20 protein-coding genes are annotated in these 24,987 nt (G+C 41.0%); 12 read left to right on the top strand and 8 right to left on the bottom strand.

Annotation, left to right across the window (positions count from 1 at the left end; genetic code table 11):
- The first annotated feature begins 118 nt into the window (after window positions 1-118).
- Entirely contained in the window at window positions 119-319 is a 201-nt protein-coding gene (locus tag L2764_RS18785; protein ID WP_248941862.1) for a hypothetical protein, read from the top strand.
- A gap of 60 nt (window positions 320-379) precedes the next feature.
- On the opposite strand, the gene L2764_RS18780 is transcribed toward L2764_RS18785, so the two are convergent.
- Window positions 380-1,015, bottom strand: a complete 636-nt coding sequence (locus L2764_RS18780) for a hypothetical protein (protein ID WP_248941861.1) — start codon at window positions 1,013-1,015, stop codon at window positions 380-382.
- Between the two features lie 1,083 nt (window positions 1,016-2,098).
- Between L2764_RS18780 and L2764_RS18775 the strand changes: the two genes are divergently transcribed.
- The 11 genes from L2764_RS18775 to tssF all read left to right on the top strand — a co-directional run bounded on the left by L2764_RS18775 (window position 2,099) and on the right by tssF (window position 17,492).
- Window positions 2,099-5,722, top strand: a complete 3,624-nt coding sequence (locus L2764_RS18775) for a DUF2169 family type VI secretion system accessory protein (RefSeq protein WP_248941860.1) — start codon at window positions 2,099-2,101, stop codon at window positions 5,720-5,722.
- The gene (locus tag L2764_RS18770; RefSeq protein WP_248941859.1) at window positions 5,709-6,764 is read left to right on the top strand and encodes a pentapeptide repeat-containing protein; all 1,056 of its coding nucleotides are present in this window, start codon (window positions 5,709-5,711) and stop codon (window positions 6,762-6,764) included. Before L2764_RS18775 ends, L2764_RS18770 begins: the two co-directional genes overlap by 14 nt.
- A 1-nt stretch (window position 6,765) precedes the next feature.
- Window positions 6,766-7,431, top strand: a complete 666-nt coding sequence (locus L2764_RS18765; RefSeq protein WP_248941858.1) for a DUF3540 domain-containing protein — start codon at window positions 6,766-6,768, stop codon at window positions 7,429-7,431.
- A gap of 39 nt (window positions 7,432-7,470) precedes the next feature.
- Window positions 7,471-7,875 (top strand): DUF4150 domain-containing protein, encoded by a 405-nt coding sequence (locus L2764_RS18760; protein WP_248941857.1) that lies wholly within the window; start codon window positions 7,471-7,473, stop codon window positions 7,873-7,875.
- A 21-nt stretch (window positions 7,876-7,896) separates the two neighbouring features.
- Window positions 7,897-8,658, top strand: a complete 762-nt coding sequence (locus L2764_RS18755) for a hypothetical protein (RefSeq protein WP_248941856.1) — start codon at window positions 7,897-7,899, stop codon at window positions 8,656-8,658.
- Window positions 8,659-8,706: 48 nt separating this feature from the next.
- A complete protein-coding gene (tssJ, locus tag L2764_RS18750; protein ID WP_248941855.1) occupies window positions 8,707-9,279 on the top strand; it encodes a type VI secretion system lipoprotein TssJ in 573 nt (190 codons plus the stop codon).
- Window positions 9,280-9,294: 15 nt separating this feature from the next.
- Window positions 9,295-10,662: a type VI secretion system baseplate subunit TssK gene (gene tssK, locus L2764_RS18745; RefSeq protein ID WP_248941863.1), complete on the top strand. Its 1,368-nt coding sequence runs from the start codon at window positions 9,295-9,297 to the stop codon at window positions 10,660-10,662.
- Window positions 10,663-10,664: 2 nt separating this feature from the next.
- Window positions 10,665-11,324, top strand: a complete 660-nt coding sequence (locus tag L2764_RS18740) for a DotU family type IV/VI secretion system protein (protein ID WP_248941854.1) — start codon at window positions 10,665-10,667, stop codon at window positions 11,322-11,324.
- Between the two features lie 101 nt (window positions 11,325-11,425).
- Window positions 11,426-14,851 carry a type VI secretion protein IcmF/TssM N-terminal domain-containing protein gene (locus tag L2764_RS18735; RefSeq protein ID WP_248941853.1) on the top strand — a complete coding sequence of 1,142 codons (3,426 nt, stop codon included), beginning with the start codon at window positions 11,426-11,428 and terminating at the stop codon, window positions 14,849-14,851.
- Complete coding sequence (locus L2764_RS18730; protein ID WP_248941852.1) at window positions 14,848-15,636, top strand: AMIN domain-containing protein; 789 nt, start codon at window positions 14,848-14,850, stop codon at window positions 15,634-15,636. Before L2764_RS18735 ends, L2764_RS18730 begins: the two co-directional genes overlap by 4 nt.
- Before the next feature lie 143 nt (window positions 15,637-15,779).
- Window positions 15,780-17,492, top strand: coding sequence for a type VI secretion system baseplate subunit TssF (gene tssF, locus L2764_RS18725; RefSeq protein WP_248941851.1), 1,713 nt, complete (start codon window positions 15,780-15,782; stop codon window positions 17,490-17,492).
- Between the two features lie 592 nt (window positions 17,493-18,084).
- On the opposite strand, the gene nth is transcribed toward tssF, so the two are convergent.
- The 7 genes from nth to rsxA are packed head-to-tail and all read right to left on the bottom strand — an operon-like array spanning window position 18,085 to window position 24,641.
- Entirely contained in the window at window positions 18,085-18,726 is a 642-nt protein-coding gene (nth, locus tag L2764_RS18720) for an endonuclease III (RefSeq protein WP_248941850.1), read from the bottom strand.
- 6 nt (window positions 18,727-18,732) lie between these two features.
- Window positions 18,733-19,428, bottom strand: a complete 696-nt coding sequence (locus L2764_RS18715; RefSeq protein ID WP_248941849.1) for an electron transport complex subunit E — start codon at window positions 19,426-19,428, stop codon at window positions 18,733-18,735.
- Window positions 19,428-20,060, bottom strand: a complete 633-nt coding sequence (rsxG, locus tag L2764_RS18710) for an electron transport complex subunit RsxG (protein ID WP_248941848.1) — start codon at window positions 20,058-20,060, stop codon at window positions 19,428-19,430. Before rsxG ends, L2764_RS18715 begins: the two co-directional genes overlap by 1 nt.
- Window positions 20,061-20,089: 29 nt before the next feature.
- Window positions 20,090-21,142, bottom strand: coding sequence for an electron transport complex subunit RsxD (rsxD, locus tag L2764_RS18705; protein WP_248941847.1), 1,053 nt, complete (start codon window positions 21,140-21,142; stop codon window positions 20,090-20,092).
- 3 nt (window positions 21,143-21,145) lie between these two features.
- Window positions 21,146-23,497, bottom strand: coding sequence for an electron transport complex subunit RsxC (rsxC, locus tag L2764_RS18700; protein WP_248941846.1), 2,352 nt, complete (start codon window positions 23,495-23,497; stop codon window positions 21,146-21,148).
- Window positions 23,491-24,063, bottom strand: coding sequence for an electron transport complex subunit RsxB (gene rsxB, locus L2764_RS18695; RefSeq protein WP_248941845.1), 573 nt, complete (start codon window positions 24,061-24,063; stop codon window positions 23,491-23,493). Before rsxB ends, rsxC begins: the two co-directional genes overlap by 7 nt.
- Window positions 24,063-24,641 (bottom strand): electron transport complex subunit RsxA, encoded by a 579-nt coding sequence (gene rsxA, locus L2764_RS18690; protein ID WP_248941844.1) that lies wholly within the window; start codon window positions 24,639-24,641, stop codon window positions 24,063-24,065. The genes rsxB and rsxA overlap by 1 nt, the downstream gene beginning before the upstream one ends.
- Between the last annotated feature and the right edge of the window lie 346 nt (window positions 24,642-24,987).

The following is a 24,987-nucleotide window of genomic DNA, read 5'->3' as shown; positions in this document are numbered from 1 at the left end:
TTATACAAAAATAATGATAAACAAACAAGTTCAATGATGCGATAAGTACTGAAATTATCACGTTGCTCTAATAGTGAACGAATTTATGGTAATTTAATACTCAGGTACTTATACAGGATTGAATGCAGCAGCCAATAGAGTGGGTACCATCGCTAATCAAGTGACAACGAATGGTGTTGTAATCAATAATACTCAAACTGAATTAAGTAATGTGAGCACAAAAGTAGAAGTGGCGGGAGTGCTCCTTGCCGATCACAAAGCATCACTTGAATCTGCTGGGATCAATATTGTTGATGCTGGCGTGACAATATTGGGATAAATCATTTGTCTTTACTTAGACAAGTGATGTTAAACATTTAATCGATAGGAATGGATAATATTATTCTATCATAGTAATACTATTACTTTGAATAATAGCAATATCTTGGCTACTAACACTGAGGGAATGTTCCTTAATGGCGACTTGAGATGTCTCTATTTGAGTCGTAATATCAGATATTTTCGTTTCACAATTATCGATTAATTGGCCGACTGTTTGAAGTACTGCATCTACTTGTTTGATAGTAAGGCTGTGTTTTTCTATTGATTGACTTGAAGTCAGAATTGATTGTTCATTCGTTTCAATTTTTAATGTATTCGTGCCTATTTGTTCTAGCTTTGAGCTGATTTTTGTGTTGTATGCTTCGATTAACGTACCAATTAATTCTGTTCTACTTTGAGTTAGTGTCGTTTCTTTGGCTTTGGCCGAAATTTCCTCATTAACGATTTTCTTTTCAGAGAGCTTATAGGTAGAAGAAGGGCCTTTTATATCTAATGTGGCTGCAGCTGAAATGTCCACTTTCCCGCCTGCAAAAATACTGGTAGAGAGACCAACTTGTGTAAAATTATTTGCGCCAAGTGTAATACTTGTACTGGCACCAATAGTCAATGAATATTTGAAATTCGATACCACTTTTAACCCTTTGTTTGTAATGGAATAGTTTGAACTACCCGCATTACCTGTATTCTTGGACATGTTTGTTACTCCAGATGATTTAATGATCTTAATCGATTAAGTTTTGATGGTTATAATTTTATATTAAATATCTCGTTGCCAATAATGCTTATTAATAATGAGTGTGGTTTGGATATTGGCTTAATCTGGTTTTAAGCGTACCAGACTAAAGGCTAGTTATGGTCTTTTTTTTATTAAAATCATCTTTTTTGTATTTACAATTGAACTTATATGAACTTTTTATAAGTACTTTTGTATTGTTCGATAAAAGTCGTTTAAAGATGTGATGCGATATTTGGTGAGTAATGTTCAGTATGTTAACACTTTTCTGCGCTATTAAATTTCTACTTAAGATGCCATTCCATGGAATGATCTTGTAAATTTTATTTTGATTCTATATTAAGTGGATTAATGACTTTGCTATTGTAAAAAGAGATAGCGTTAGATTTTTTTGATTGAAATATGTTTAGTTGGTATTAATGGTTTAAGCAGGAAATTGCTTTATTATCAATTTTTTATGATTAGCTTTTGGTGCGAATGGTAAAAGGGCTGGTAAACAATAATGTGATCGATTAATGACATTAAAGTTTGTTTTTAATCGATAGCCATCTTTATTCTTCAACGATATTATTAAGTGGGTAGATAGTGATAAGTCGGGCTTGATAATATAATAGTTATTCAATGTGAAATAGTGGGTTGTTTTCGGTTTTAAATAAGTGGGCTTGTTGAATAAGGGTTGATTGATTTAATTGTTCGTTGTCCTTTATTTTATTTTTTCATGATCAATGGAGGGGAATACTTCCAGTTGTCTTATAAATGTTATAAAGTATGTGTTTTTATGTGTTACCTGTTTGAAATTTTAAAAATGTAGTTGTATTTATTCGTCTTTAGACTGGTCTTATGTATATACTCAGTTAAATGGAGATAGAGTGTTTATTCTGAATGAATTGATTTGAAAAAAGAATGTTTGATTTGAATACGATATCGATTATTTTAATGTGATGTTTGAAACCAGTTTTTTGTTAGTCATGAGCGCCATTTTGTTTTAAATAATTAAGGGCGGCGTTGAAAACAGATACAGTTAAAGGAATGAAATTATAAGGTATGAGAATAATAAAGAGTAACGAACATGCTATCCTTCTTGTTCCCTTTGAGTTGCATGGAAAACCTCATTTTTCAATCAGTATGATTTTAGGTTTTGATTTACTGAAACCGAATCAGTCTATTGGTGAGCAGCAATTGTGGCCCATTGTCACAGAGAGCCTTAAGGGCGAAATTTTTGATGCTGGTCTCCCCAAAATACGATCCGAATGGCTTTTATCTGGCCAGGCTTTTAGTGGTAAAATACCCAGAGAGGTTGTCCGAATTTCAGCTTCTCTTGCGGGAAAAGAGAAGCAATTGGATGTCTATGGCGATAGGCATTGGTTACGGGTTAAAGATAAGCTCATGCCCAGTAAACCGATACCTTTTACTCAGCAAGCGTTGACTTGGGAAGCGACTTGGGGAGGCGAAAAAGTTCCTGAGAACCCCGTCGGGCAGAATATCATTGTTGAAAATGCCCCTTTAGCGAATGTGTTTTATGCTGATCAAAATAAAGAATCACTAACGGCTCATCACATTCAACAACCTGCTTCATTTCTTCCATTAGCCATCGATCATCCCAAGCGTGCTGCCTGTATGGGTACTTATAATGATGCATGGTTTAGAGAACAATGGCCCGCTTTCCCAAATGACTTTGATTGGTTGTTTTTTAATCAGTCCTCTCTCGATCAACGATTGGATAAAGATTTTGTGGGGGGGGAGCCTTATAGCCTCATAAACCTTCACCCGAAGCATGACACGATTACAGGGACATTACCTTGTTATCAACCACGGGCTTTTATTCGTCATGAGCTAGAGGATAAAAAACATGCGGTATCGGAAGTCAAATTACGCAGTGATACCGTTTGGTTTTTTCCTGAAAATCAATTAGGCGTGATGATTTTTAGAGGGGCTATTGCCGTTAATGATGCTGAAGCGCTTGATGTTAAAGATGTGCTTTTAGTCTCTGAAGATTATCAAGAAAAGCCCAAGGCATTGGCACATTATGCGGATTACATTGCCCATTATAAATTATCAAAAGCGATGGAGCCGGAAAGTATTAAGGCGGCGAAAGAAAAATTTTCTGAAGCTAAATTATTGTTGAAAAATGGGAAGAAAACCTTACAAGATACGCCAAGCTATATTGATTTTAAAGTGGCTCAATCCAAAGGCGAAATTCCAACGCCTAAGACGTCAGTGGCGAATTTAATGGCTCAAATGCCAAAACGCTTAGATGATAGTATGCGGCAACTTATTGATATGAAGGCTCGGTTGATCACGATGCCAGTTCCCCCCAGCGCACTGGCTAGCATTGACAATGGTATTACCAAATTTGCGTCAATGAAGTATCAAATACCGGCCATGACTGCCAAAGTCAATGAAGTGAAGAATGAAGCGGTTAAGGGGTTAAAATCGATTAAATTGCCTGAAGCCACAACCCCAGAATCGGCCATTAAACTGGCCAAGGCAAAACAGGATTTAGCTGCGGGTATCGCTAAAATTGAGTCCCCAATCGCCGATAATCCTTGGCATGATGAGGCGAGTCAATTAATTGCCTTAGCCATTGAGGGCATGAAGCCCAAAGCGACACAGTTAACCTCAGCAGGTTTACGTATGCTGAACAGTCAAAAGTTGATGTTGGGCTATTTAGCGTCCCCCGTTTTATATCGTAGTGAGCAATGGGGGCTTGAGCCGGGTAAAGTCTTAACGGTGCCATCTGGATGGGTGATCCCTGAGTATCAGGAAGGCGAGTTTACGGCTCTGATGGTGAGACCTTCTTTATTTGATACTGCTGACGATGAAAGTCTATGGGTTGAGGGCAGTCAGCCACAAGGGTGGCATAGCGAGATTACGCCTGGCAATCCTGTGGTGATATGTCAGGATCGAGCCATGGGATGGTTACTGGCTCAAGACTTACACACTATGGCGAATGTGATTGAAATGCCAGAGGTGGACGCGCCATTATCTGATGAGGCACAAGCAGCGATTGACGAATGTCATACTGTCTTTTTATTTCAACAAAACATTAATGATGTCGAGCCTTGGATTGAGGCTTTTCCTACACTTTTGGTGATCAGTCTTAAAGATAATATTCTAATAGAAAATGCCTATAGAGAGTCGATAGATTTACCCGAATGGTTTATTGAATTATTGCCATCAGATAAAGAAACCGCTGCGCTTATTGATAAGGCGGTCAAACAGAGAGAGAGTATTCCTTTACCTAAGGTGGATATTGCTGCTCTTTATACATTTCAAAAAGATAAATTATCAGCTCAGATGGGGATCCCCGCAGGAATGACTCCTGAGCAAATGGTGCTATCCCAGTTTGAAAAAGCAAAACCGCATTTTGAGAACGTGCCTAATGCCATGGCGCGGGAGAAAGTGTTGAATGCATTGAGTGCGGTGAAAGCGCCTAAACCCAGTGGACTTTCTTTGGCTGAAGAAGTAAAAAAAATGGGTGCGGATGCGCAAAAAGCCATAGCGGTAGGCAGTCAAAAAATCACCGATAAAGGGGCTCTTGATAAGTTAAAAGCAGCAGGAAAAACCTTTGCGGATGTGACCGATAAATTATCAGCATTAGCGAAAGATGCAGAGCCTAAGTTGGCAGCATTAAAAGACATGAAGCAGGAAAACACGCGGTTTGAAAAGCTGACCCGCGAACAAGTGATTGACTACCATAAAAAGGGCTTGTCACTGGTTGAAAAAGATCTATCCAGTGTCGATTTATCCATGCTAGATTTATCGGGGGCTGATTTTTCGGGCTCAATATTAAATGATGCAGACTTCACTCAATCAAATATTGCGCAAAGTCAATTTAATAATGTGATTGCAAGTAAAGCTATTTTCGATAAAGTGAAGGGTGAAGGTGCGTCATTTGAGAAAGCATTATTAGGCGATAGCCAGTTTAAAGAAGCTGAGCTACCGAGAGCGAATTTGAAAAAGGCGATGGTGAAAGGGGCCGATTTTAGTGAGGCAAGCCTTAATCATGCAAATTTAGAAAATATTATGGCGGTTAACGCTAATTTTTCGTCAGTTAATCTTGATGATAGCATCCTGATAAAAGGCGCTTTTTTAAATGCAAATATGGATAATGTGAGTGCGCGTAGAGTTGAGGCTGAACGCATTAAATGTTATAAAGTTTCAGCCATTACCAGTGATTGGCGTGATGCTAAATTACTTTCTGCTCTTTTTTGGGGAGCGACAATGAACGAAGCGAATTTTTCGGGCGCAGCGATGGTTAATGCCCGTTTTGGCACTGCATCGCTTGTGAAAGCCAATATGCAGCATTGTGATTTGAATCAAGCCAATTTGGCTGAGGTTGATTTATCGCAAGCATCACTGTGTCATAGTAATTTAACGCGCTCTTTTATCGGTAATACCAGTGCGGTTCAAGCAAACTTTAATGGGGCTAATTTAAAGCAAGCTTTATGCATGCGCAGCGATTTTACCGGGGCAAAAATGAATGATGTGAATGCCATGCAAGCAAACTTCATGCGGGCAACGCTGACGGCGGCTTCCTTGAACAGGAGTAATTTGTATAACTCAGATTTACGTAAAGTGGTGGTGGGCAGTACTCAGGTCAAAGATTGTAATTTCAAAGCCACGTTATTAGCCGATAAGCAGGAGTATTTGAATGAGCAAGACTGATCTTATCGATAAGCTGCAGCGCCAATGTCACCATCAAGATGTCAGCTTTATAGGGCATGATTGGTCTGATATCACGTTGAAGAAAGTGATTTTTGTGGATTGTGACTTTTCGCAAGCCAATTTATCTCGATTGACATTGAATCAGTGCCGTTTTAAAAATTGCCAATTCGAACAGTCGGTATTATCAGAAAGTGTGTTAAAGGGCGTGATTTTTGATGAATGCCATTTTTTGAATGTGGATGCAGAAGGGATCCAGTGCAAACAAGTGGCCTTTACAGCTTGCCAATTTGAGCGTGTCAATTTTAATGGGGCGACCCATCATTTAAGTGTATTTAAAGACGGTGTGGCTAAACAGATCGATTTTTGTGCGGCGACATTGAAAACGCTGGCGATGACCGGTACGCAATTATCTCAGATTAACTTTATCGATACTAAAATTGAAAAGTCGGCATTTCAAAAAATTAGCTTAACCGATTCAATTTTTGTGCGTGGTCATTTTGAAAAATCCTCTATGTCTGAAATCGACTTATCGACAAATCGGTTTGAAAATGTGAATTTTTTTGCATTGCAATTAAATGAATGCGATTTAACAAAGGTTGATTTCACTGATTGTCGTTTGGCGCATTGTTATGTGAATCAAAGTCAATTAACGGGCGCCATATTAAAAGGAACACAGGCTAGTTTTAGTGCCTTCATGGGCTCAGATTTATCGGGTGCCGATCTCAGTCTTGCAGTGTGCAATGGTTGCTGCTTTGAAGGGGCGGATATGTCTCAGGTTAATTTAACGGGGGCGAATTTATCGCAGTCGATATGGACATCTGTTGTTGCTTATCAAACTTGTTTTAAAAATGTCACAGCAGATTATGTGGATTTTGCTCATGCTAATTTAACAGAAGCCAATTTTAGTGGGGCAAATTTAATGGGAGCAAAGTTTCATCAAGCTTTGACTCAAGATACTTATTGGGGAAATGCAAATAAGTTAGGTGCGACTGGGACAGATCCGGATAGAGCTGAAGCAGAGCAATGGTCTAAAGGGGTGTAATATGAATGCAATACCATTTGTGAAAGACAATTTAAGTCACTTTGAAATGGAGACTGGAACGGTTGTGTCTTTGTCCAAAGATACGTTTGCTGATACAGGGGGGATGACGGTGCTGGTGGCTGGAAAGCCCTTTAATGTTAAGGTTGCCGCGGGGTGTTTATTACAGCCTAGTGAAGGCGATATGTGTTTAGTGGCTATTGACGGGCAAGCTGAAGGTTGGTTGTTGTCAGTGCTTGTGCAGCGCGATCCAACTCAAGCACACATTACCCATCAAGGCGATTTGTCCTTTAATGTTTCGGGTAAATTGCAATTAACGGGTAATGATGTGGCGACACAAGCGATGAATAATATTGCTTTTCAAGCCGATGCGATAACCAGTAGCAGTCAAACAATGGCGGTACAAAGTCATGATGTTAGCCTTGTTGCTAATAAAACGCATGTCATTAGTAAGCTAATGAATGTGGTTGCCGACAAAGTTGATCATGTTGTTGAAATGTGGTTATCTCGTTTGGGAGAACGTTTTCAAATTGTACGAGATCATGATGAGCAACAAACTGGCAGTAGTCGGCATTTAGTGGACGGTGAATTGCAAGTGCATGCTGAAAACATCGTCAGTACTGCCGATGAGCAAATGGTGTTAGATGCTGAGAAGATCCATTTAGGCTAGTGATATTATTTATCTTATTCAGTTGAAAAGGAGATGATTATGTTTGCAAATACCACCTTAGGAGGCATGAACTTAGGCTTTCCAGATGTGTGTAATACCGTGGTGGGGCCAGCCGTGACTCCGATCCCGTATCCTAATATTTCTGAAGGAACAATGTGTAATCCTGCTACTGCGGCCATTAATGTGCTGATTGATGGTGCACCGACAATACATCAAGGGTCAATGGTTACCCTTAGCAATGGTGATAATGCAGGCGCCATTGGCGGTGTTGCATCGGGGATGATGATGGGACCCACGACGTACATGGTGGGGAGTGTTGGGGTGATAGTGGGTGGCATGCCGAGCCAACGGTTAACAAGCACTACTGGGCAAAATGGGATGTCTCCCAACTGTCCTGGTGTGACATTGGCGCCTTCACAAGTGAAAGTGCTGGTTCTTAAGTAGTCAATATTAGGGTGTGAATGCATGAAAAAAACAGTTTGGATCAGCGCATTTGATAAAAATGAAGAAACCTCTAAAGTGACATTTAATGCGTTGCATAAATATGGTTTAGATGTCAGTGGGCATTTTTGGCCAGAATATGATGATAAAAAAGGGTGGGAACTGCCGACTGAAGCATTAAAAAATGCTGATGCTTGGGTGATTTTGATGTCCCCATCTGCTTTTGCAAATGAGCATAATCGCTTTTCATTGAATTTGACCTTGATGCAAATTAGAACGTTGAAAGGAGATGGGTTTCCAGTTTTCATCTCAGGCATTGAAAAAGCCGATGTGGCTGAAGAATTGATCTATTTATCAGCATGTGAGTTCGTCAATAGTGCTGTTTTAGGCGTAAAATTATTGTCGGCTACGGCTAAGGTATTACCTGTTAGTGAGACGGAGTATCGACTCAATTGCCATGCTATCATGGGGATCGGCACTTGGTTTGAAGTGGGTCCTTGTCCTCATTCTTGGCAAGGCGCTATGATTGCATTAGAGGGCGCTGAAATCGATGCCCACGGTGTAGGCCCTTCAGGTAAACTACCACAAAAAGCAATATTGTCTTATCCTTACAAGGGAATGAAATTAGAAGTTGATGGGACAGAGTTTATAGGTTGGGGCGTAGAGAATGAATTAGCGGCCGGAGAGAGTTATTATATTCGTATAAAAGGGTTGCCTAAATCAATGTTATTTGGTGAAAGTCCGATTAAGAATGAGAATGCAGATTTGTATCGGTGTTATTTTTAGTCACCTTACAAGACTTGTTGTAAAAATAATGTGTTAAGGAAAAGTATTATGTATCGATACCTCATTTTTTTGATCCCACTGTTGTTGGTAGGGTGTGCCAGTGAGCCGAAACCTGAAACCGCTGGTGTGGCTGCTTCTAGTCCTGATTCGATTAAGTGGCAATGGCAGCCCAAAGCCATAAAAATGAGTGTAGCGGCAACTGATAAGTTGAATTGGTATGACGGCCAAGCGCATAGCTTAATGTTATGTGTGTATCAATTATCTGATAAAGCCAAGTTTGTAGAATATGCGTCAACGGCGAATGGTATTAATATTATGCTGGGATGCAATCGCTTTGATAATTCGGTGACGCAAAGTGAGCGTATATTTTTACAACCCGGTTCAAAATGGATAGGCAGTTTTGATCGTTTTGATAAAACAAAATTTTTAGGTGTTGTAGCAGGATATGTCGATAGAGGGGGTGATGTGACAGCTGTTTACGATATACCTGTACTCAAATCCGAGACTGGAATGTGGTGGTGGTCTAAAGATTGGTATACCCCAGAAGTATTATCTGTATCCATGAGTTTTAATGAAGATACTTTACGTCAAAATGATGAAGTTAAAAAAAACAGTAAGTGAGGTCGCCATTTGAAAGTGAACAAACAGGTCTATTGGCATCAAGGTTTATTATTACAGCCACAACATTTCCAGCTGGAGTCTCAATTTCATCAGCAGAAAATGTCGAGGACAACGCAACTTCTCAATAATGATGTTTGGGGCGTTTTATCCTTGGAAATACAATCTAATGCTTTGCTTGATAAGCGATTAGTGATTTCCAGCGGAGAAGTTCTCTTCCAAGATGGCTCTTTGTGTCGTATTCCCGATAATGCTGAAGTGATTTCACGCTATTTTGATGATGAATGGGTGAAAACAGGGCAGTCATTTAATGTCTATTTAGGTTTAAAGCAGTGGGATGATGAAAGAAGCAATGTGGTTGAAGTGGATGATTCTGCATTATCGCCTACACTCGATACCCGCTTTATTGTTAATGAAACGCCTGAGACAATACCTGATTTATATTCAGATGGAGTGGAGGGGCATTCTCGACCTTTGAAATATCTGTTGAAATTTTTTTGGGAAGATGAAATCGAAGCGGCTGGCGATTATATGTTGATTCCTATTGCAGTGCTGGAGCAAGATGGTAACGAAATTCGTTTTCATAAATCCTTCATTCCTCCCTTAGTGAATGCCAAACTGTGGCCTAGGTTAAATCATTTACTTGAAGAAGTTAGTGCAAAAATCGTATCGAGAGCCAGACAATTGGAGCGCTTTAAACAACCCAATACCTTAGGCCAGCAAAGTGCTCAAGGGCAATATGAAATATTATTGGCGATTCGCTCTCTTAACCGTTGTGCTTGGCTCATTCAAAATGTGATCGAGACACCCGTGCTCCATCCTCGGGATGCGTGGTCCGCTTTATGTGAAATCGTGGCTGAAATGAGTAGCTTTATTGTGGATATTTCGGTTGCTGATGATGAGCACAATCAACGTTGGCCACATTATGACCATACCAATTTAAATCATGTTTTTTCAGTCTTGGCAGAGCAAGTTCAACGTTCATTACAAGGGATCATGGTTGGGCCTGAATATGTATTACCTTTTACCGATCAAAAAGGCATATGGTCACTGTCCTTACCCGATGGTGCAATGAAAGAAGAGTACCGTTATTGTATTCTCTTTACGGGGGTATCAGAGGAGCAATTTAACGAGCAACTGTCTCGTATGATCCGTTTATCCTCTACTGGCTCTTTATCTTCTTTGCTCGCTCATGCCGTCTCAGGGATCCCGTTAATGTTACTTGAAGACAGGCCGATGAGCTTACCGCAAAATGAACAAGGGGTATATTGTGAAATTGATGTATCGTCGCCTTTGTGGAATGCGGTTCGAGAAGATAAAAAGTTAAGTATGTATTGGGTTAGTGATGCCGATTGCCAAGCAACACTTTACGTTACTCGAGGCTAATTATGGATATATTAAGTATCTATCAACCTTTTATGTCTGCAGTTTTATCAGTGCATAATGGTCAATATAGTATTCCAGCAAACGATATTGCTGAGTATCTAGACACTTATCGAGATAAAGCAGATAAAGAAGCAAAAAAGTTGTTTAGTCGTGATGATTTTTTTGATGATGCAAAGTTTGCTATTTACACTTGGGCTGATGAGAAATTATTGTTGTCAGATTGGTCCAAATCCCATCCTTGGATCCCACTGCAGGCCCGTTTTTTTAATACACATTGTGGTGGTGAAGAGTTTTTCTCTCGTTTGGATAATATTTTATCTCGTTTTGATGCAACAAATGACAGTCCAACTGAAACATATTCGAAGCAAGCAATAAAGAACGTATTGCATGTCTATGCCCGCTGTCTAACGATGGGAGTGGAAGGCAAGTACTTTGAAAGCGATAAGAAAGAGTTGTTATCAATAAAGCAAACGGTGATTACGGCTTTAGCACCCGATAATGAAGGGGCCTTATTTAATACCGCTTCAGCTGCTGAGAAAAGCCAGCCTTTAATTCAATGGCGTTGGTTGGATTTTTTTATTTTGATGTTAATTCTTAGCTCAATTTTTGGTTCTGCACTTATCTTCATATTGTATCAAGTTCTGCTGTTTAATTTGGTTTAAAGGTGAGGGATAGAGGAGATGAGTATGGGCGCTACATTTTATATTCAGCACCGTGTGATGGGTATGTATTTTAATAGTTTACAGATACGAGAGGGCATTTAATGAGGAAATTCTTATGGACCTTATTAAAGGTTCTATTCATCATTATCTTAATTGTAGTGGTGTCTGGCGGCGTTTTTTATTTGGTCTCAATGAAAGAGTGGCCTTGGTGGATCGGTGCTGCCATTTTATCAGGCATTGCAGGGATTGTTGGCTTAATCTATTTATTGCGAATTTATATTTTAAGGCACCGTGAACGGGCTTTTGTCAATCGTGTTGTTGAATATGACAACAGTTTGATTGAATCAGCGAAAGAAGAGAACAGGCTGAGACAATTACAACTACAAGAGCGTTGGCTAGAAGGGGTCAATACCTTAAGGGAATCTAAATTAAAAAATTTAGGTAACCCTTTATACGTGCTTCCATGGTTTGTGGTTTTTGGCGAAACGGACTCCGGTAAATCGAGTGCCATCTATCGATCTGGATTAACCTCTATTCTTTCTGGTGTAGGGCCTGTTCATGGGGCAAGACATACACAAAATTGTGATTGGTGGTTTTTTGAAGAAGCCATTATTATTGATACTGCGGGTCGTTATGCGGTTCCATTGACAGAGAAATCGGATGATGAAGAATGGTCTGAATTTCTTGCCTTATTATTAAAGTACCGTAAAAAAGAACCGTTAAATGGGTTAGTTATCACCTTACCTGTCGAAAAACTACTGGATAATAATGAACAAGCGTTGCGAGATTATGGTCGTCATATAGGCGGACGTATTAATCGGGTGATGCGCATTATGGGTGCGCGTATTCCAGTGTATTTGATGGTGACTAAAGCGGACTTGATTTATGGTTTCTGTGATTTTGCTCAGCAATTATCGGCTACTGATCTTAAACAGGCATTTGGTTATACTGCTGAGAATACGGATGATATAACCGGTTTTGTGGATAAAGCATTGTCTGATATTACTAACAAAGTCGACAATCATTTACTGGTACTGGATGACATTAAAGGCGGAGAGCGCTTTTTATTATCATCAGAATTAGCCGCCTTAAAATCGTCGCTAAATACCTTCATTAATAGTGCTTTTAGCAGTGGTAAATATCACGAAGCGGTCTTATTGAAAGGCTTGTATTTTTCCAGTGCGGTTCAACCGGGAGAAGAAAAAAGTCAATTTATTGATGAATTACTTCCCGATGCCGAAATCAGTGAAATACAAGATGAAAATAAGAGTAGTGGCTTATTTTTATATGACTTCTTTTCAAGTGTGTTACCGACTAACCGTAATGTTTTTAAACCCATTAAAGAGTTTTTAAGATGGAAAACCATCAGTGCTAATATCGCGCTGGTCACGTTTCTTTTACTCACTTTTTGTTTTATCGCGATTATCAGCTTAAATTTTTCAAAAGATCATGAGTTAATGGCGCAACTACAGGCGCAAGTGCAAGCGAGTAAAACGAAAAAAACTATGGTATTGGATGATATTCTAGCCTTGGGGACATTGCGCAGTACCATTGTTGATGTCGAAGATGCCTATGATAATTGGCCTATTCCGCAATTTGGTTTAGATTGGGCGGTAAAACGTTCTATTAAAGAGTCTAAAGCATTTTTGGTTAAACGTTTTTCTGATTCTGTTTTACCCAGTACGGATAAAATTTTATATTCTCATTTAAAGCATCTTGATAGTGAGAAATCATCGCCAATAGTGGGTGACACTATTGTCCATTTAGCCTGGCGATTGAAGGAAATTGAAGAGAAATTAAATCAAATTCCTCATGCTAAAGAAGGCTTAGGTTATCAAGAATGGATGACATTAGATAAAAACTTGCTAGGGATTGAAATTTCTTATCAAGCGACATTTGCCCTTTTGTATGATGCCTATGTTAATTGGCAAACGGATACAGAGACTTTGCAATACCTCGCATCAACAACACGAAGTGCTTTGAGTGATGTTATTTTAAATCGTAAAGATTGGAATTGGATAACGACTTGGGCGGGATCTTCTCATAATTCAGTACCAGTGAAAGCGGCAGACTTTTGGTCTCAGACCTTTAAATCGAATAGTACCTTATCAGGTGCTTATACCAAAGATGGTTATTCAGCGATTCAAAAATTGATTTCTATTTTAAAGACAACGAGTCAAGATAAAACCGTTGAAGTGCAAATTAATCGTTTTTGGAATCTCTATGGCGCTGAATATGTGCAGCAATGGCAACGTTTTTCTCGCGCATTTAATGTATCAACGAAAGGATTAACGCTTGAAGATAAGCGACTTATCATGCAGCGCATGGCAGGAAAAGACAATCCATATATGTTAATGCAGAAAAAAATGCTGGAAGAACTTCAAGCGATCCAGCCTATTTATTCTGTGAACCTTGCAGATTTAACGTTATCTCAAGCCATTATTAAAGATTATTGGGAGAAAAAAGATAATGAGTCGAAAGATATTAAGAAAGGCGTGAATGCGATTATTGGTGCGGTGAGTAATATCTCTGATCCGGTCTATTTCAAAAAAGTGAACGATGGCATTTTGGCCTATCAGCAATTTCAAAAGGGTTTAGCGGACATTGTTCCTGATGTTAGTACGATTAATGCATCTTTTAATAGTGCGTCGACCATTTTATCTAACAGTGATCCTAAGTCGCCCATTTCACAGACGATGATGGCAGCTAATAGCTTAGATCAGATTTTAGATAATAAGGCAACCCAGTTTGATGCGGGGGATATTTTCAGAAACAGTGTGCAATTTGTCCTATCTGCTGAAATGGAGTTGGCTGCCTGTGCTTTGCAAAACTACTGGGAAAGTGACGTTTACGGTGCGTTAAAATATATCCCTGCTGATGAACAAGAGTCCCGTTTATTTGCTAAAGGTGGATTATTGACCAAGTTTATTGATGGACCTGCTAAAGGCTTTGTTGAACGAAAAGCAGATGGTTGGCACCCTAAATCTTTCCAAGGTTTATCGATTCCCTTTAAGGCTGATTTTTTCCAGTTTGTGGAACGAGGTGCCTATTTAGAACAGAAAGTAAAAAGCACTTATAATGTCACTGTGGCCAATATTCCAATGAGTATTAATGGTAGCGCATCATTAAAACCTAAATCGGTATCGTTAAAACTGCAATGCGCTTCGGGTGAAATTGCATTGGATAATTATAACTTCCCAGCGAGTCAATTGTTTAAATGGGATTCGGCTGATTGTGGTGCGACGACGTTAGAAGTCAAATTTGATGGTCTGAGTGTCACAAAAACCTACTCGGGTGCGCTTGGTTTCCAAAAGTTTTTGATTGATTTTAGAACGGGTCAGAAAACCTTTAGTCCTGCTGATTTCCCAGCTCAAGAAAAGGAGTTAACACAGATGGGAATGAAGTGGTTAAGGTTAAGTTATCAGATCAATGGTGGGGCGCCTATCGTTGCATTAGCGAAAAGTAATGCCTTAACTGTGCCATTGACTATTGCCGAATGCTCAGCAGATTTAGCGAGGCAGCTATGAGATTAACTTATGAACGTATGGTATCACTGGTGTTATTTGGTGTTTGGTGCTTTGTCATTGTGTGCACCGTTTTTATTACCGTTTATGGCTCTGGATATCGATTAAATACGATCCCCATCAAATCTGCGATTGAGTCTCAATTTGGTATGGGGGCTGAATTTAGAAGTTTTGTGGCGCAAAAGTACGAAGCGTTAAAGTCACAATTTTTCATTAGTACGCCCAGTGATGAGACTGAGAAAATGCCTCAGACTCAGTTAAATACAGAAACGGTTCAAGATACCTCGGTGAATGAGGCGTCCAGTACAACGGTACCAAGTTCTAGTACGGCGCAGCAATATGTGGCTCCAGAGGTCGTTGTGGCTCCTAGCGCGGCAAAAACGATGACGAATGCCTCTCAGACATCATCGACTCAAACTGACGATAGCAGCCAAGTATCAAGTTCAGTAGTGCAGAAAGCGCAAGGCGCTTATGTGACGGGAGTTGATTATAAGGCATCGAAGCAGGCAGATACGATCCAGTTTCAATTATCTCAACCTCAGATTAAGTGGACTGGCTTTTTTGTCAATAAGAAAAAAGCTTGGGTATTAGATATTCAAGGTAATTGGGGGATTGATACGAATAATATATGGCGCTTTGATAAAGGGCCTGTTGAAAAAGTTGTATTAGTGCAATATGACGGTTTTGTTCGTAGCGTGTTGTGGCTTAGAAATTCCGATAATAAAGCCATAGCCCCTCAAATCTCACAAGAGGGTAAGTCGTTAAATGTTGTTTTTAATCGCCAATAAAGCCAGCTAGTGGTCTCTTTGCCTCCATTTTTTTGGGGGCAATTAGAGACGGATTTTATGCATAGATTAATTGAGAAGGATGTCGCATTTCCATTGCACTGATGATGGTCTTTTAATAAATGTTTTGATAAGTGAGCAATATCGTGATTAATAAATATTACCAACAGCAGTTATCTTACTTACATGAATTAGGGAAAGAGTTCTCACTTAAACACCCTGCATTAGCCCCTATGTTGGCTGGGCAATATGCTGATCCGGATGTTGAGCGACTCCTCGAAGGGAGCGCTTTTTTATCGGGTTTGGTTCAAGAGAGACTGGATGATGACTTTCCAGAAGTCATACATGGGTTAACTCAGCTTATTTTTCCTCATTATTTACGTCCTTTACCTTCAGCGACCATTATGCGCTTTAATACTAAGCGTGGTGTGACCGATGCTGTTACGGTTAAATCAGGGACGGAGTTAGCAGCCAAAGAAGTGGAAGGGGTTAGCTGTTTATTCACAACAACCGAAGAAGTGATCTTACACCCCTTACACGTGAGTAATGTGAAAAAAGAAGGCAATAAACTGTCCATTGATATTGCGCTCGATGAGGGGAGTTTAGCTGATTTGACCTTATCATCATTACGATTTCATATCGCGGGATCTTATAACCATGCGGTGAATAAGTTTTCAGTGATAAACAGTCAAGTCCGCTCATTGGCCTTAAAGGCTGGTGGGCAAAAACATACTCTCAATTTAAGGGACAATCTAAAGTTATTCCCAGACTTTGATGATTCAGGACTGCTACCTTACCCTAAAAATTCATTTCCTGCGTTTCGCTGCTTACAGGAATATTTTTTGTTACCTCAAAAATTCTTATTTTTTGATGTACAGGGCTTAGAATGGTTACAGCGCTTTGATGGAGAGAGCAATTTTACAATAGAATTGAGTTTGAAGAGTAATGTGGAGGATGTGACATTTTCGACGAACGATTTTTTACTTTTTTGTGTACCCGCCATTAATTTGTTTAATCATGATGCCAGTAGTATTTTACTGGATCATAAACGCTTAGAATATAAAATCACCCCCAGTACCCGAGGGCATGATGGTTATCAAGTCTATGCAGTGGATAAAGTGGTTGGCTTTGTACAGGGGAGTATCAAGGAGCGGATTTATCAGCCATTCACCATGTTTAATCCGCAAGCTGAGTTGGTGCCTGTTTATTCGTTAAGGCGGCGTAAAGCCAGATTACATTTTGGATCTGAGGTTTTTTTATCGGTGGCTTATCCTGTGTCAGAAGAAAAAATTAATCGGGAGATGTTATCGGTCAGAGTTACTTGTTCTAACGCTTCGTTACCTGAAAAATTACAGTTTGGGGATATTTGTTTACCCACAGAATCTTCTCCTGCTTTAGTGGAGTTTACCAATATATTAACGCCAACGGCTCCCATCGAAAGTCCGTTAGGTAAAAATACGTTATGGCGTTTGTTGTCGCACTTATATTTAAACCAACTGACCTTGGCCAATGCCGAAAACCTAACGGCATTATTGAAATTGTATGTGTTTATTGATACGGCAGATAGAGCGAAAGTATTAGCGAATACCAAACGCACAGAGTCAATAAAAGAAGTGTGGATTGAACCGGTGAACCGCTTATACAAAGGAGTGATGATCCGAGGCTCGGATGTCAAAATCAAACTGGATCCCGATGGTTTTCCTTGCTTGGGTGACATGTATTTATTTGGTGCGGTGTTAAATCAGATATTTTCTGCGTATTCGAGCATTAATAGTTTTACGCAGGTGAGTGTTGAAAATCATCATAACAAAGACCAAGTTAAATGGCGGCCTCAAAGTGGTTTGAGGCGTATTATTTAACCCTCCTTCAATGAGAGGCTTGTGATGAGCCTCTACGACTAATTCGTGATGCCCTATCGAGCTATTTTCGTTTATGATGTCCATGTGCTTGGATCCGGTAGAGACTGACATTCTTCCGTTTTTCGTTTCTGGATGATTAAGCCTAAGGCTGTATTGCTAAGTCGTTTGGATAGATTGATACGAGGTAAGAGGGAAGCAAGATTGGCATAAATGATTTATGCTAAAGGATGAATAGCTTATATAAGGAGGATATAATGCCTACAGAATTAAAAATAGCCATTGGAATGGTGGTTGTTATTGCGATTATCTTTTCGCTTTTTTTCACTGCTCTGTTTTGAGCCATGGTGTTGAGTCATGGTTTTGAATTATAGTCATTGAGCAATGATAGCCGCGTGAGCGGCTTATTGAAGCTGAACTCGGAATGATGCATAGTAGATGTGTTAGTGATTTCATTTAAACCAATGTGTTAAAGTGGACCTCTGGCTCATGTATTTAATATTTAGTTTAACCCGAGTTGAGTTAGTTTAATCCCCCCCCAAAAAAATTCCAGGATCTTGCGTCTTCAACAAATTAGGGCATAAGCCTTAATGATTTACTCGTCTGGATAAACTTTATCTTTAAACTCGCATAAATCTTCAATAATACAGCTTCCGCAGCGGGGTTTACGTGCGATGCAAGTATAGCGGCCATGTAAAATCAACCAATGATGGACATCGACTTTGAATTCTGCCGGAACCACTTTTAAGAGTTTATTCTCAACTTCGACGACGTTTTTTCCCATAGCAAACTTAGTGCGATTAGCAACGCGGTCGATATGAGTATCAACGGCAATGGTTGGCCAGCCAAAGGCGGTATTGAGCACGACATTTGCCGTTTTTCGTCCGACTCCAGGAAGCGCTTCTAAGGCTTCTCTGTTTTCAGGCACTTCGCCATCATACCACTCAATGAGCATGCCACAGGCTTTAATGACGTTAGCCGCTTTATTATTATACAGGCCGATGGTTTTGATGTATGTTTTTAAGCCATCAACCCCAAGAGCATAAATACTATGGGCAGTGTTTGCGATCGGGAAAAGCTTATCGGTGGCTTTATTGACACTGACATCGGTTGCTTGGGCGGAGAGAGTTACGGCAACCAATAATTCAAAGGGGCTGGAAAAATTAAGCTCCGTTTCTGGATGGGGGTTATTCGCTTTTAACCGGGTTAATATTTGTCTGCGTTTTTCAGTATTCATGATTAATTAACTTACTTTGGTGATGCGTGCACGTGTTGGAGCATCTGGAGACGTGATAGGGTGGCGTATGGTCCACTGTGTATCGATAACATTTTTTAATGCAATTAATAACCCCATCCCGATGAAGGCGCCGGGGGGGAGCATGGCTAATAAAAAATTAGTATCGACTTGCCATAACTGAATAGTGAGTCCTTTAGCCCAAGGACCTAATAGTTGATCGGCGCCAGAAAAGAGTGTTCCTTGACTCAATATTTCACGAATTGCACCTAACAGTGCCAGTACTAGCGTAAAGCCTAAGCCCATCATTAAGCCATCAAAAGCGGCTTTGAAGACGTTATTTCGAGAAGCAAAGGCCTCAGCTCGGCCAATGATGACACAGTTGGTCACGATGAGTGGCAGGAAGATCCCTAGCGATAAATATAAGCCATAGGCATAAGCATTGATGAGGAGCTGTACTGTTGTCACTAAGGCAGCGATGATCATGACAAAAACAGGGATGCGGATCTCTTTTGGCACATAATCACGCACCAAAGAGACGAGAATATTGGAGCCCATGAGTACCAACAAGGTGGCTAAACCTAAACCTAATGCATTGGTTAATGTGGTTGTCACCGCCAGTAATGGACACAAGCCGAGCAGTTGAACCAGTCCTGGATTATTTTTCCACAAGCCTTGCCAAGCAATGTTTTTATATTCACTCATTATATGGCCTCACAATGGGCGGGTTGGTTCAATAAATCAGTTTTATGCTGATTGAAATAGTTTAGGGTATTTTTAACCGCTTTCACATAGGCGCGAGGCGTAATGGTGGCGCCAGTAAATTGATCAATATCGCCACCGTCTTTTTTGACTTTCCAGTGAGATGCCGTTGCAGCGTTCAGGATCATCCCTTGAAAACTATTGACCCAGTCAGACTTTCTGATTTCAATTTTATCACCCAGTCCCGGTGTTTCTTGCTGAGCTAAGGTACGTACGCCTAATACCCTTCCTTGGGCATCAATACCGACGATAATACGAATATTACCGTTGTAGCCGTCCGGTGCAATGGTTTCCATGGCGATGGCGGTTGCAATGCCGTTTTTTGATGCGATATACGCTGGCATCGAGTTTATTGTGCCCAATGCCGCAGGGGCGGTAATGCGTATGCAATGCTGTGCGATGACATTATCGTGCAAATTAGTGGGGATAATTTGCTGTAAGATCCGGCCTAATTCTTGGGTTTCTTGCTGTTTTATTTGATCGGCAGTTAAGTGATTGACCACCGCAACCAGTGCGGTACAAATTAAGGCAAAGAGGGCTAAAATCAATCCGTTTTTGAGCATGGCTTTTTTCACAATAATTTTCTCTTATCGATATTCTGTTACTAATGACTAATTCGATGGCCATAAGCTCTGGGCTTCACATAATAATCAATAAAGGGGGCACAGAGGTTGGCTAATAAAACAGCGAAAGCAAAGGCATCTGGATACCCACCAAAAGTGCGGATCACATAAACGAGTATTCCGATGAGCGCACCAAAAAGTAACCGGCCTTTGAGACTTGTTGCTGCTGTAACAGGATCGGTGGCAATAAAAAATGCGGATAGCATCGTGGCGCCACTGAATAGATGGACTAAGGGACCTAAATGACTGTCAGGGTTTAATATGAAGCCAATACTGCTGAGGATAAACAGTGAGCAGAGGACTCCGACGCTGATTTGCCAGCGGATTAATTTAAGCTTTAACATGGCCAGTCCACCGACGAGATAAGCGAGATTAATCCATAACCAGCCGACAGGAAGCCCATCAGCGAAAATACGGTTTTGTAAACTTTCTTGCATGGTCAGTCCACTGGATAAGCTGGTTTTGACGGTATCAAGTGGCGTGGCCATGGAAATGCCATCAACTCCTAATTGATAGGAGTCAATACTTGCTTGTGGCATATGAGTAAAAATATATTGGATACTTTGGAGTAAACCCACAGGATGGAGTGCGATACTATTCGGGGCCACCCAAGTGGTCATTTGTACTGGAAAGGCGATGAGTAACATGACGTAAGCGGCCATGGCAGGATTAAAAATATTTTGACCTAGGCCACCATAAAGGTGCTTGACGATACCGATAGCAAAGCATGTACCAATGACAATCACCCACCAAGGGGCTAAAGGCGGAATAGAAATCGCCAATAACAAGGCGGTGAGCATGGCACTATTGTCATTTAGGGTCGACTTTATGGCGCGTTTTCGCAAAAATAAAACGGCAGCTTCACATAGCAGAGCCACACTAATGGCTAAAATAATTTGTATTAGACTACCGAAACCAAAAAAGTAGCATTGAACGGCAACGCCGGGTAGAGCACATAATAATACGCGCTGCATGACGGTGTGGGTTTGATTATGTTGAGTCAGGTGAGGTGACGAGGCTATTTTAAACGCCATCGGTTAATCCTTATTCTCTTGTTGAGCTTGTGCTTTTTTTGCCTTGGCTTTTGCAACCGCGGCAGCTATTTTGGCTTTCTTGTCTAACACTGGTCTTTCTATAGAAAGACTGTCAGTGACAGGCGTTTGTTCACTTGAACTCTCAGTTTGGTTTTCCGTGGTGACTCGATCCTGAGGTTGCATCGCTGCAGTTGTTTGGGCTTTCTTGGCTTTTGCTCTGGCAACTGCGGCCGCGACTTTAGCTTTTTTATCGACAATAGGGCTGTCTATAACGGGAGTTTGCGTTATTGATCTTTGTGATCCTTCGCTGGCATTAAGCTGAGGCTTCTCTGGGCTCGTGATATCGGTGTTTAGTGCGGTCGCCATTTGGGATTTTTTGGCTTTTGCCTTAGCAACTGCCGCCGCGATTTTAGCTTTTTTATCGACAATAGGGCTGTCTATAACGGGAATGTGCGCTATTGATCCTTCGCTGGCATTGAGCTGAGTCTTTTCTGGGCTCGTGATATCGGTGTTTTGTGCGGTCGCCATTTGGGCTTTCTTGGCTTTTGCTCTGGCAACTGCCGCCGCGATTTTAGCTTTTTTATCGACAATAGGGCTGTCTGTAACGGGAATGTGCGTTATTGCGCCTTCGTTGGCATTGAGCTGAGCCTTCTCTGGGCTCGTGATATCGGTGTTTAGTGCGGTCGCCATTTGGGCCTTCTTGGCTTTTGCTCTGGCAAGCGCTGCAGCAATCTGGGCCTTTTTATCCGTTTTCTGCGCTAGCTCGGTATGGGCAATAGCAGTGTTTTCTGCGGTGATCTCTTGAGTTGAGGGACTGCTGTCTTTTTTCGCTTTTATGCGAGCCATTGCTGCGGCAATTACATCATTATCTTTATTTGTCACGTTTGCTTTACGTCTTGAGGCGGCTTGTTGTTGCTTGGCTTCTCGAGCGGTTTTTTCTTCTTCTAAACGCTGGGTTCTAGCATCAAAGCGTTGTTTGGCTAAATCGGCTTCTTGTTTGTCTTTTGATTGCTCTCGTAAAGCCGATTTTGCCACTCGATAATATTCCACCAGAGGGATATCACTTGGGCAAACATAGCTACAACAGCCACATTCAATACAATCTTGTAGGTTGTAACTTGCCGCTTTATCATATTCTTTGGCTTGAGCATGCCAAAATAATTGTTGAGGTAATAATAAGGCTGGGCACACTTGAGCACACTCACCACAACGAATACAAGGCTTCTCTTGTTGCTCTACCAGCATTTCATTATCACTGGGCAACAGCAAGCAGTTAGTGCCTTTTATGATAGGGGCGCTTGCTTGAGGAAGAATATAGCCCATCATCGGTCCACCGATGATAATGTGTTGAGGAGGCTTTTTAGGTGTCTGACTCAGAGATAGTACGTGTTCTATCGGTGTGCCAATCGGTAGCCAGTAATTGCCTGGCGTTGTTGCTCGTTCTCCAGTGATGGTCACGACACGTTCAATGAGCGGTTTTCCGTCAAGGACGGCTTCTTTGATGGCAAAAACGGTGCCGACATTTTGAACTAACATACCCAATTGAGCGGGGATCGCGCCGGAAGGGACCTCTTGTCCCGTTAACATTTGTATGAGCTGCTTCTCTCCGCCTGAAGGGTATTTCGTTGGGACAGCGGTGACGCGGATCTGGGCGCTATTGATCGGATGACGTTTCAAGGCTTTTTTTATTGCTTTAATCGCGTCAGGTTTATTATCTTCTACCGCAAAAATAATGCGCTTGGGTCCGATTAATTGTTGAATAATGCTGACGCCAGTCAATATATCATGACTGTATTCCCGCATTAAGCGATCATCTGAGGTGATGTAGGGCTCACATTCAATCCCATTAATGATTAGCAGTTCTATATCACTCACTGGATTGAGTTTAATATGGGTGGGAAAAGCGGCGCCCCCTAGCCCTGCTATACCGGCTGCTTGTATTCGAGTTAACATTTCAGCATTAGATAGAGGCTGAAAATCCTGATGACTATCAAGGAGAGACCAAGTATCGAGTCCGTCGGCTTGAATAATGCAGCTTAATACGGGCAGACCTGAAGCATGGTTACTGGCTCTTTCTTCAACGGCAACTAGGATCCCTGATGTGGGAGAATGTACTGCGAGATACGTAGCACTTTGTCCTTGAGTCAATGGGGTGCCTTTTTTAACCAGATCGCCAATATTGACGGCGAGAATGGCTTGCTCACCGAGTTGCGGCACAGGAATAACGTATTCTTGAGCCAAAGGCAGTCGAGCGATAGGACGTGTATTGGACAATGACTTTATTTGAGGAGGATGGATCCCACCGGGTGATTGCCATAAAGTGCCACTATCGATTTGTTCAAGTAAACTTAGCATGGCTTTTCCTTTTCCAATAAAGTGACTGGAATAGAATTAAGCTGCCAGTTCCACGTTTTTGTGGTTTGTTTTACAGGGATCATATCAATACAGTCTACTGGGCAGGGGGCAACACAAAGATCACATCCTGTGCAATAATCGCTAATGACAGTATGCATTAACTTTCCCGCCCCTAAGATGGCATCGACAGGACAGGCTTGGATGCATTTAGTACAACCGATGCATTCTTCTTCACGTATAAAGGCCACTTTTTTTATTGTACTTTCTTCAATTTGATTTAAAGGCTCGGGTTCAACGCCAACGAGTGTGGCGAGTTTTTCCATGGTGGCAGTGCCACCGGGCGGACATTTATTGATTTTATCTCCAGCGGTTATGGCTTCCGCATAAGGGCGACATCCTGGGTAGCCGCATTGCCCACATTGTGTTTGTGGTAACAAGGCTTCAACTTGATCGGTGAGAGGATCGCCGTCGACTTTAAATTTCTCGGCTGCAAACCCGAGTAAAAGGCCGAAACAAAGTGCTAATAAGGTCAACACTATGACTGCAAATATAATACCTGATAACACTATTTAACCAACCCCGTGAAGCCCATAAAGGAGAGAGACATGAGTCCCGCTGTGATCATTGCGATGGCACCGCCTTTAAAAGGGCTCGGTATATCAGCTGCTGCAAGTCTTTCACGCATGGCTGAAAATAAGATTAATACCATTGAAAAACCAACCGCTGCGCCAAAGCCATAAATACCTGACTCGAATAAATTATGATGCTCATTGGTATTGAGTAATGCGACACCTAAAACGGCACAGTTAGTGGTGATGAGAGGTAAATAAATCCCTAAGGCTCGGTGTAAAGCAGCACTGGTTTTTTGCACTAACATTTCAGTAAATTGAACAACCACTGCAATGACTAAGATGAAGCTCATCGTGCGCAAGTAGTCGAGATCAAAAGGAAGCAGTAAATATTGATCGACAAGATAGCTTAAAATTGACGCCAACGTGAGGACGAAGGTCGTCGCCATAGACATGCCGATAGCGGATTCAAGTTTGCTTGAAACCCCCATGAATGGACATAATCCTAAAAACTTAACCAATACGAAGTTGTTGACCAGTACTGTGCTGATCAATAGTAGAAGATACTCGCTCATCTTTTTTCATAATTAAGATAGTATTCCGGCTATTATCAGCTTTTCCTATCCGTTAAACAACACATTCACAGTAAGGTTTAAAGGTTCGGCTTAAAAATAGTCGAAAAAGGTTGAAAAGTAGGGCTTAGCGATTAAAAAATAGGCTGATGGTTTTATTCATTGATGATGTTTGTAATGATTATTGAGCTTCGCTCCGCATTAAGTCTTATACCAACCCTGCTAAGGCGTATTGCTCCTAGTACCTTGGCTCATTAATTATGATTGATTGAGCTGTTCATAGGCGCGTGTGAATTTCTCGCGCGCCTTATCAACATTAAACATCCAGTTTATCGATGCTTTTTCTTCG

The sequence above is a fragment of the Shewanella surugensis genome (assembly GCF_023284005.1).
Lineage (GTDB): Bacteria > Pseudomonadota > Gammaproteobacteria > Enterobacterales > Shewanellaceae > Shewanella > Shewanella surugensis.
This window is presented reverse-complemented; position numbering and strand designations above follow the sequence as displayed.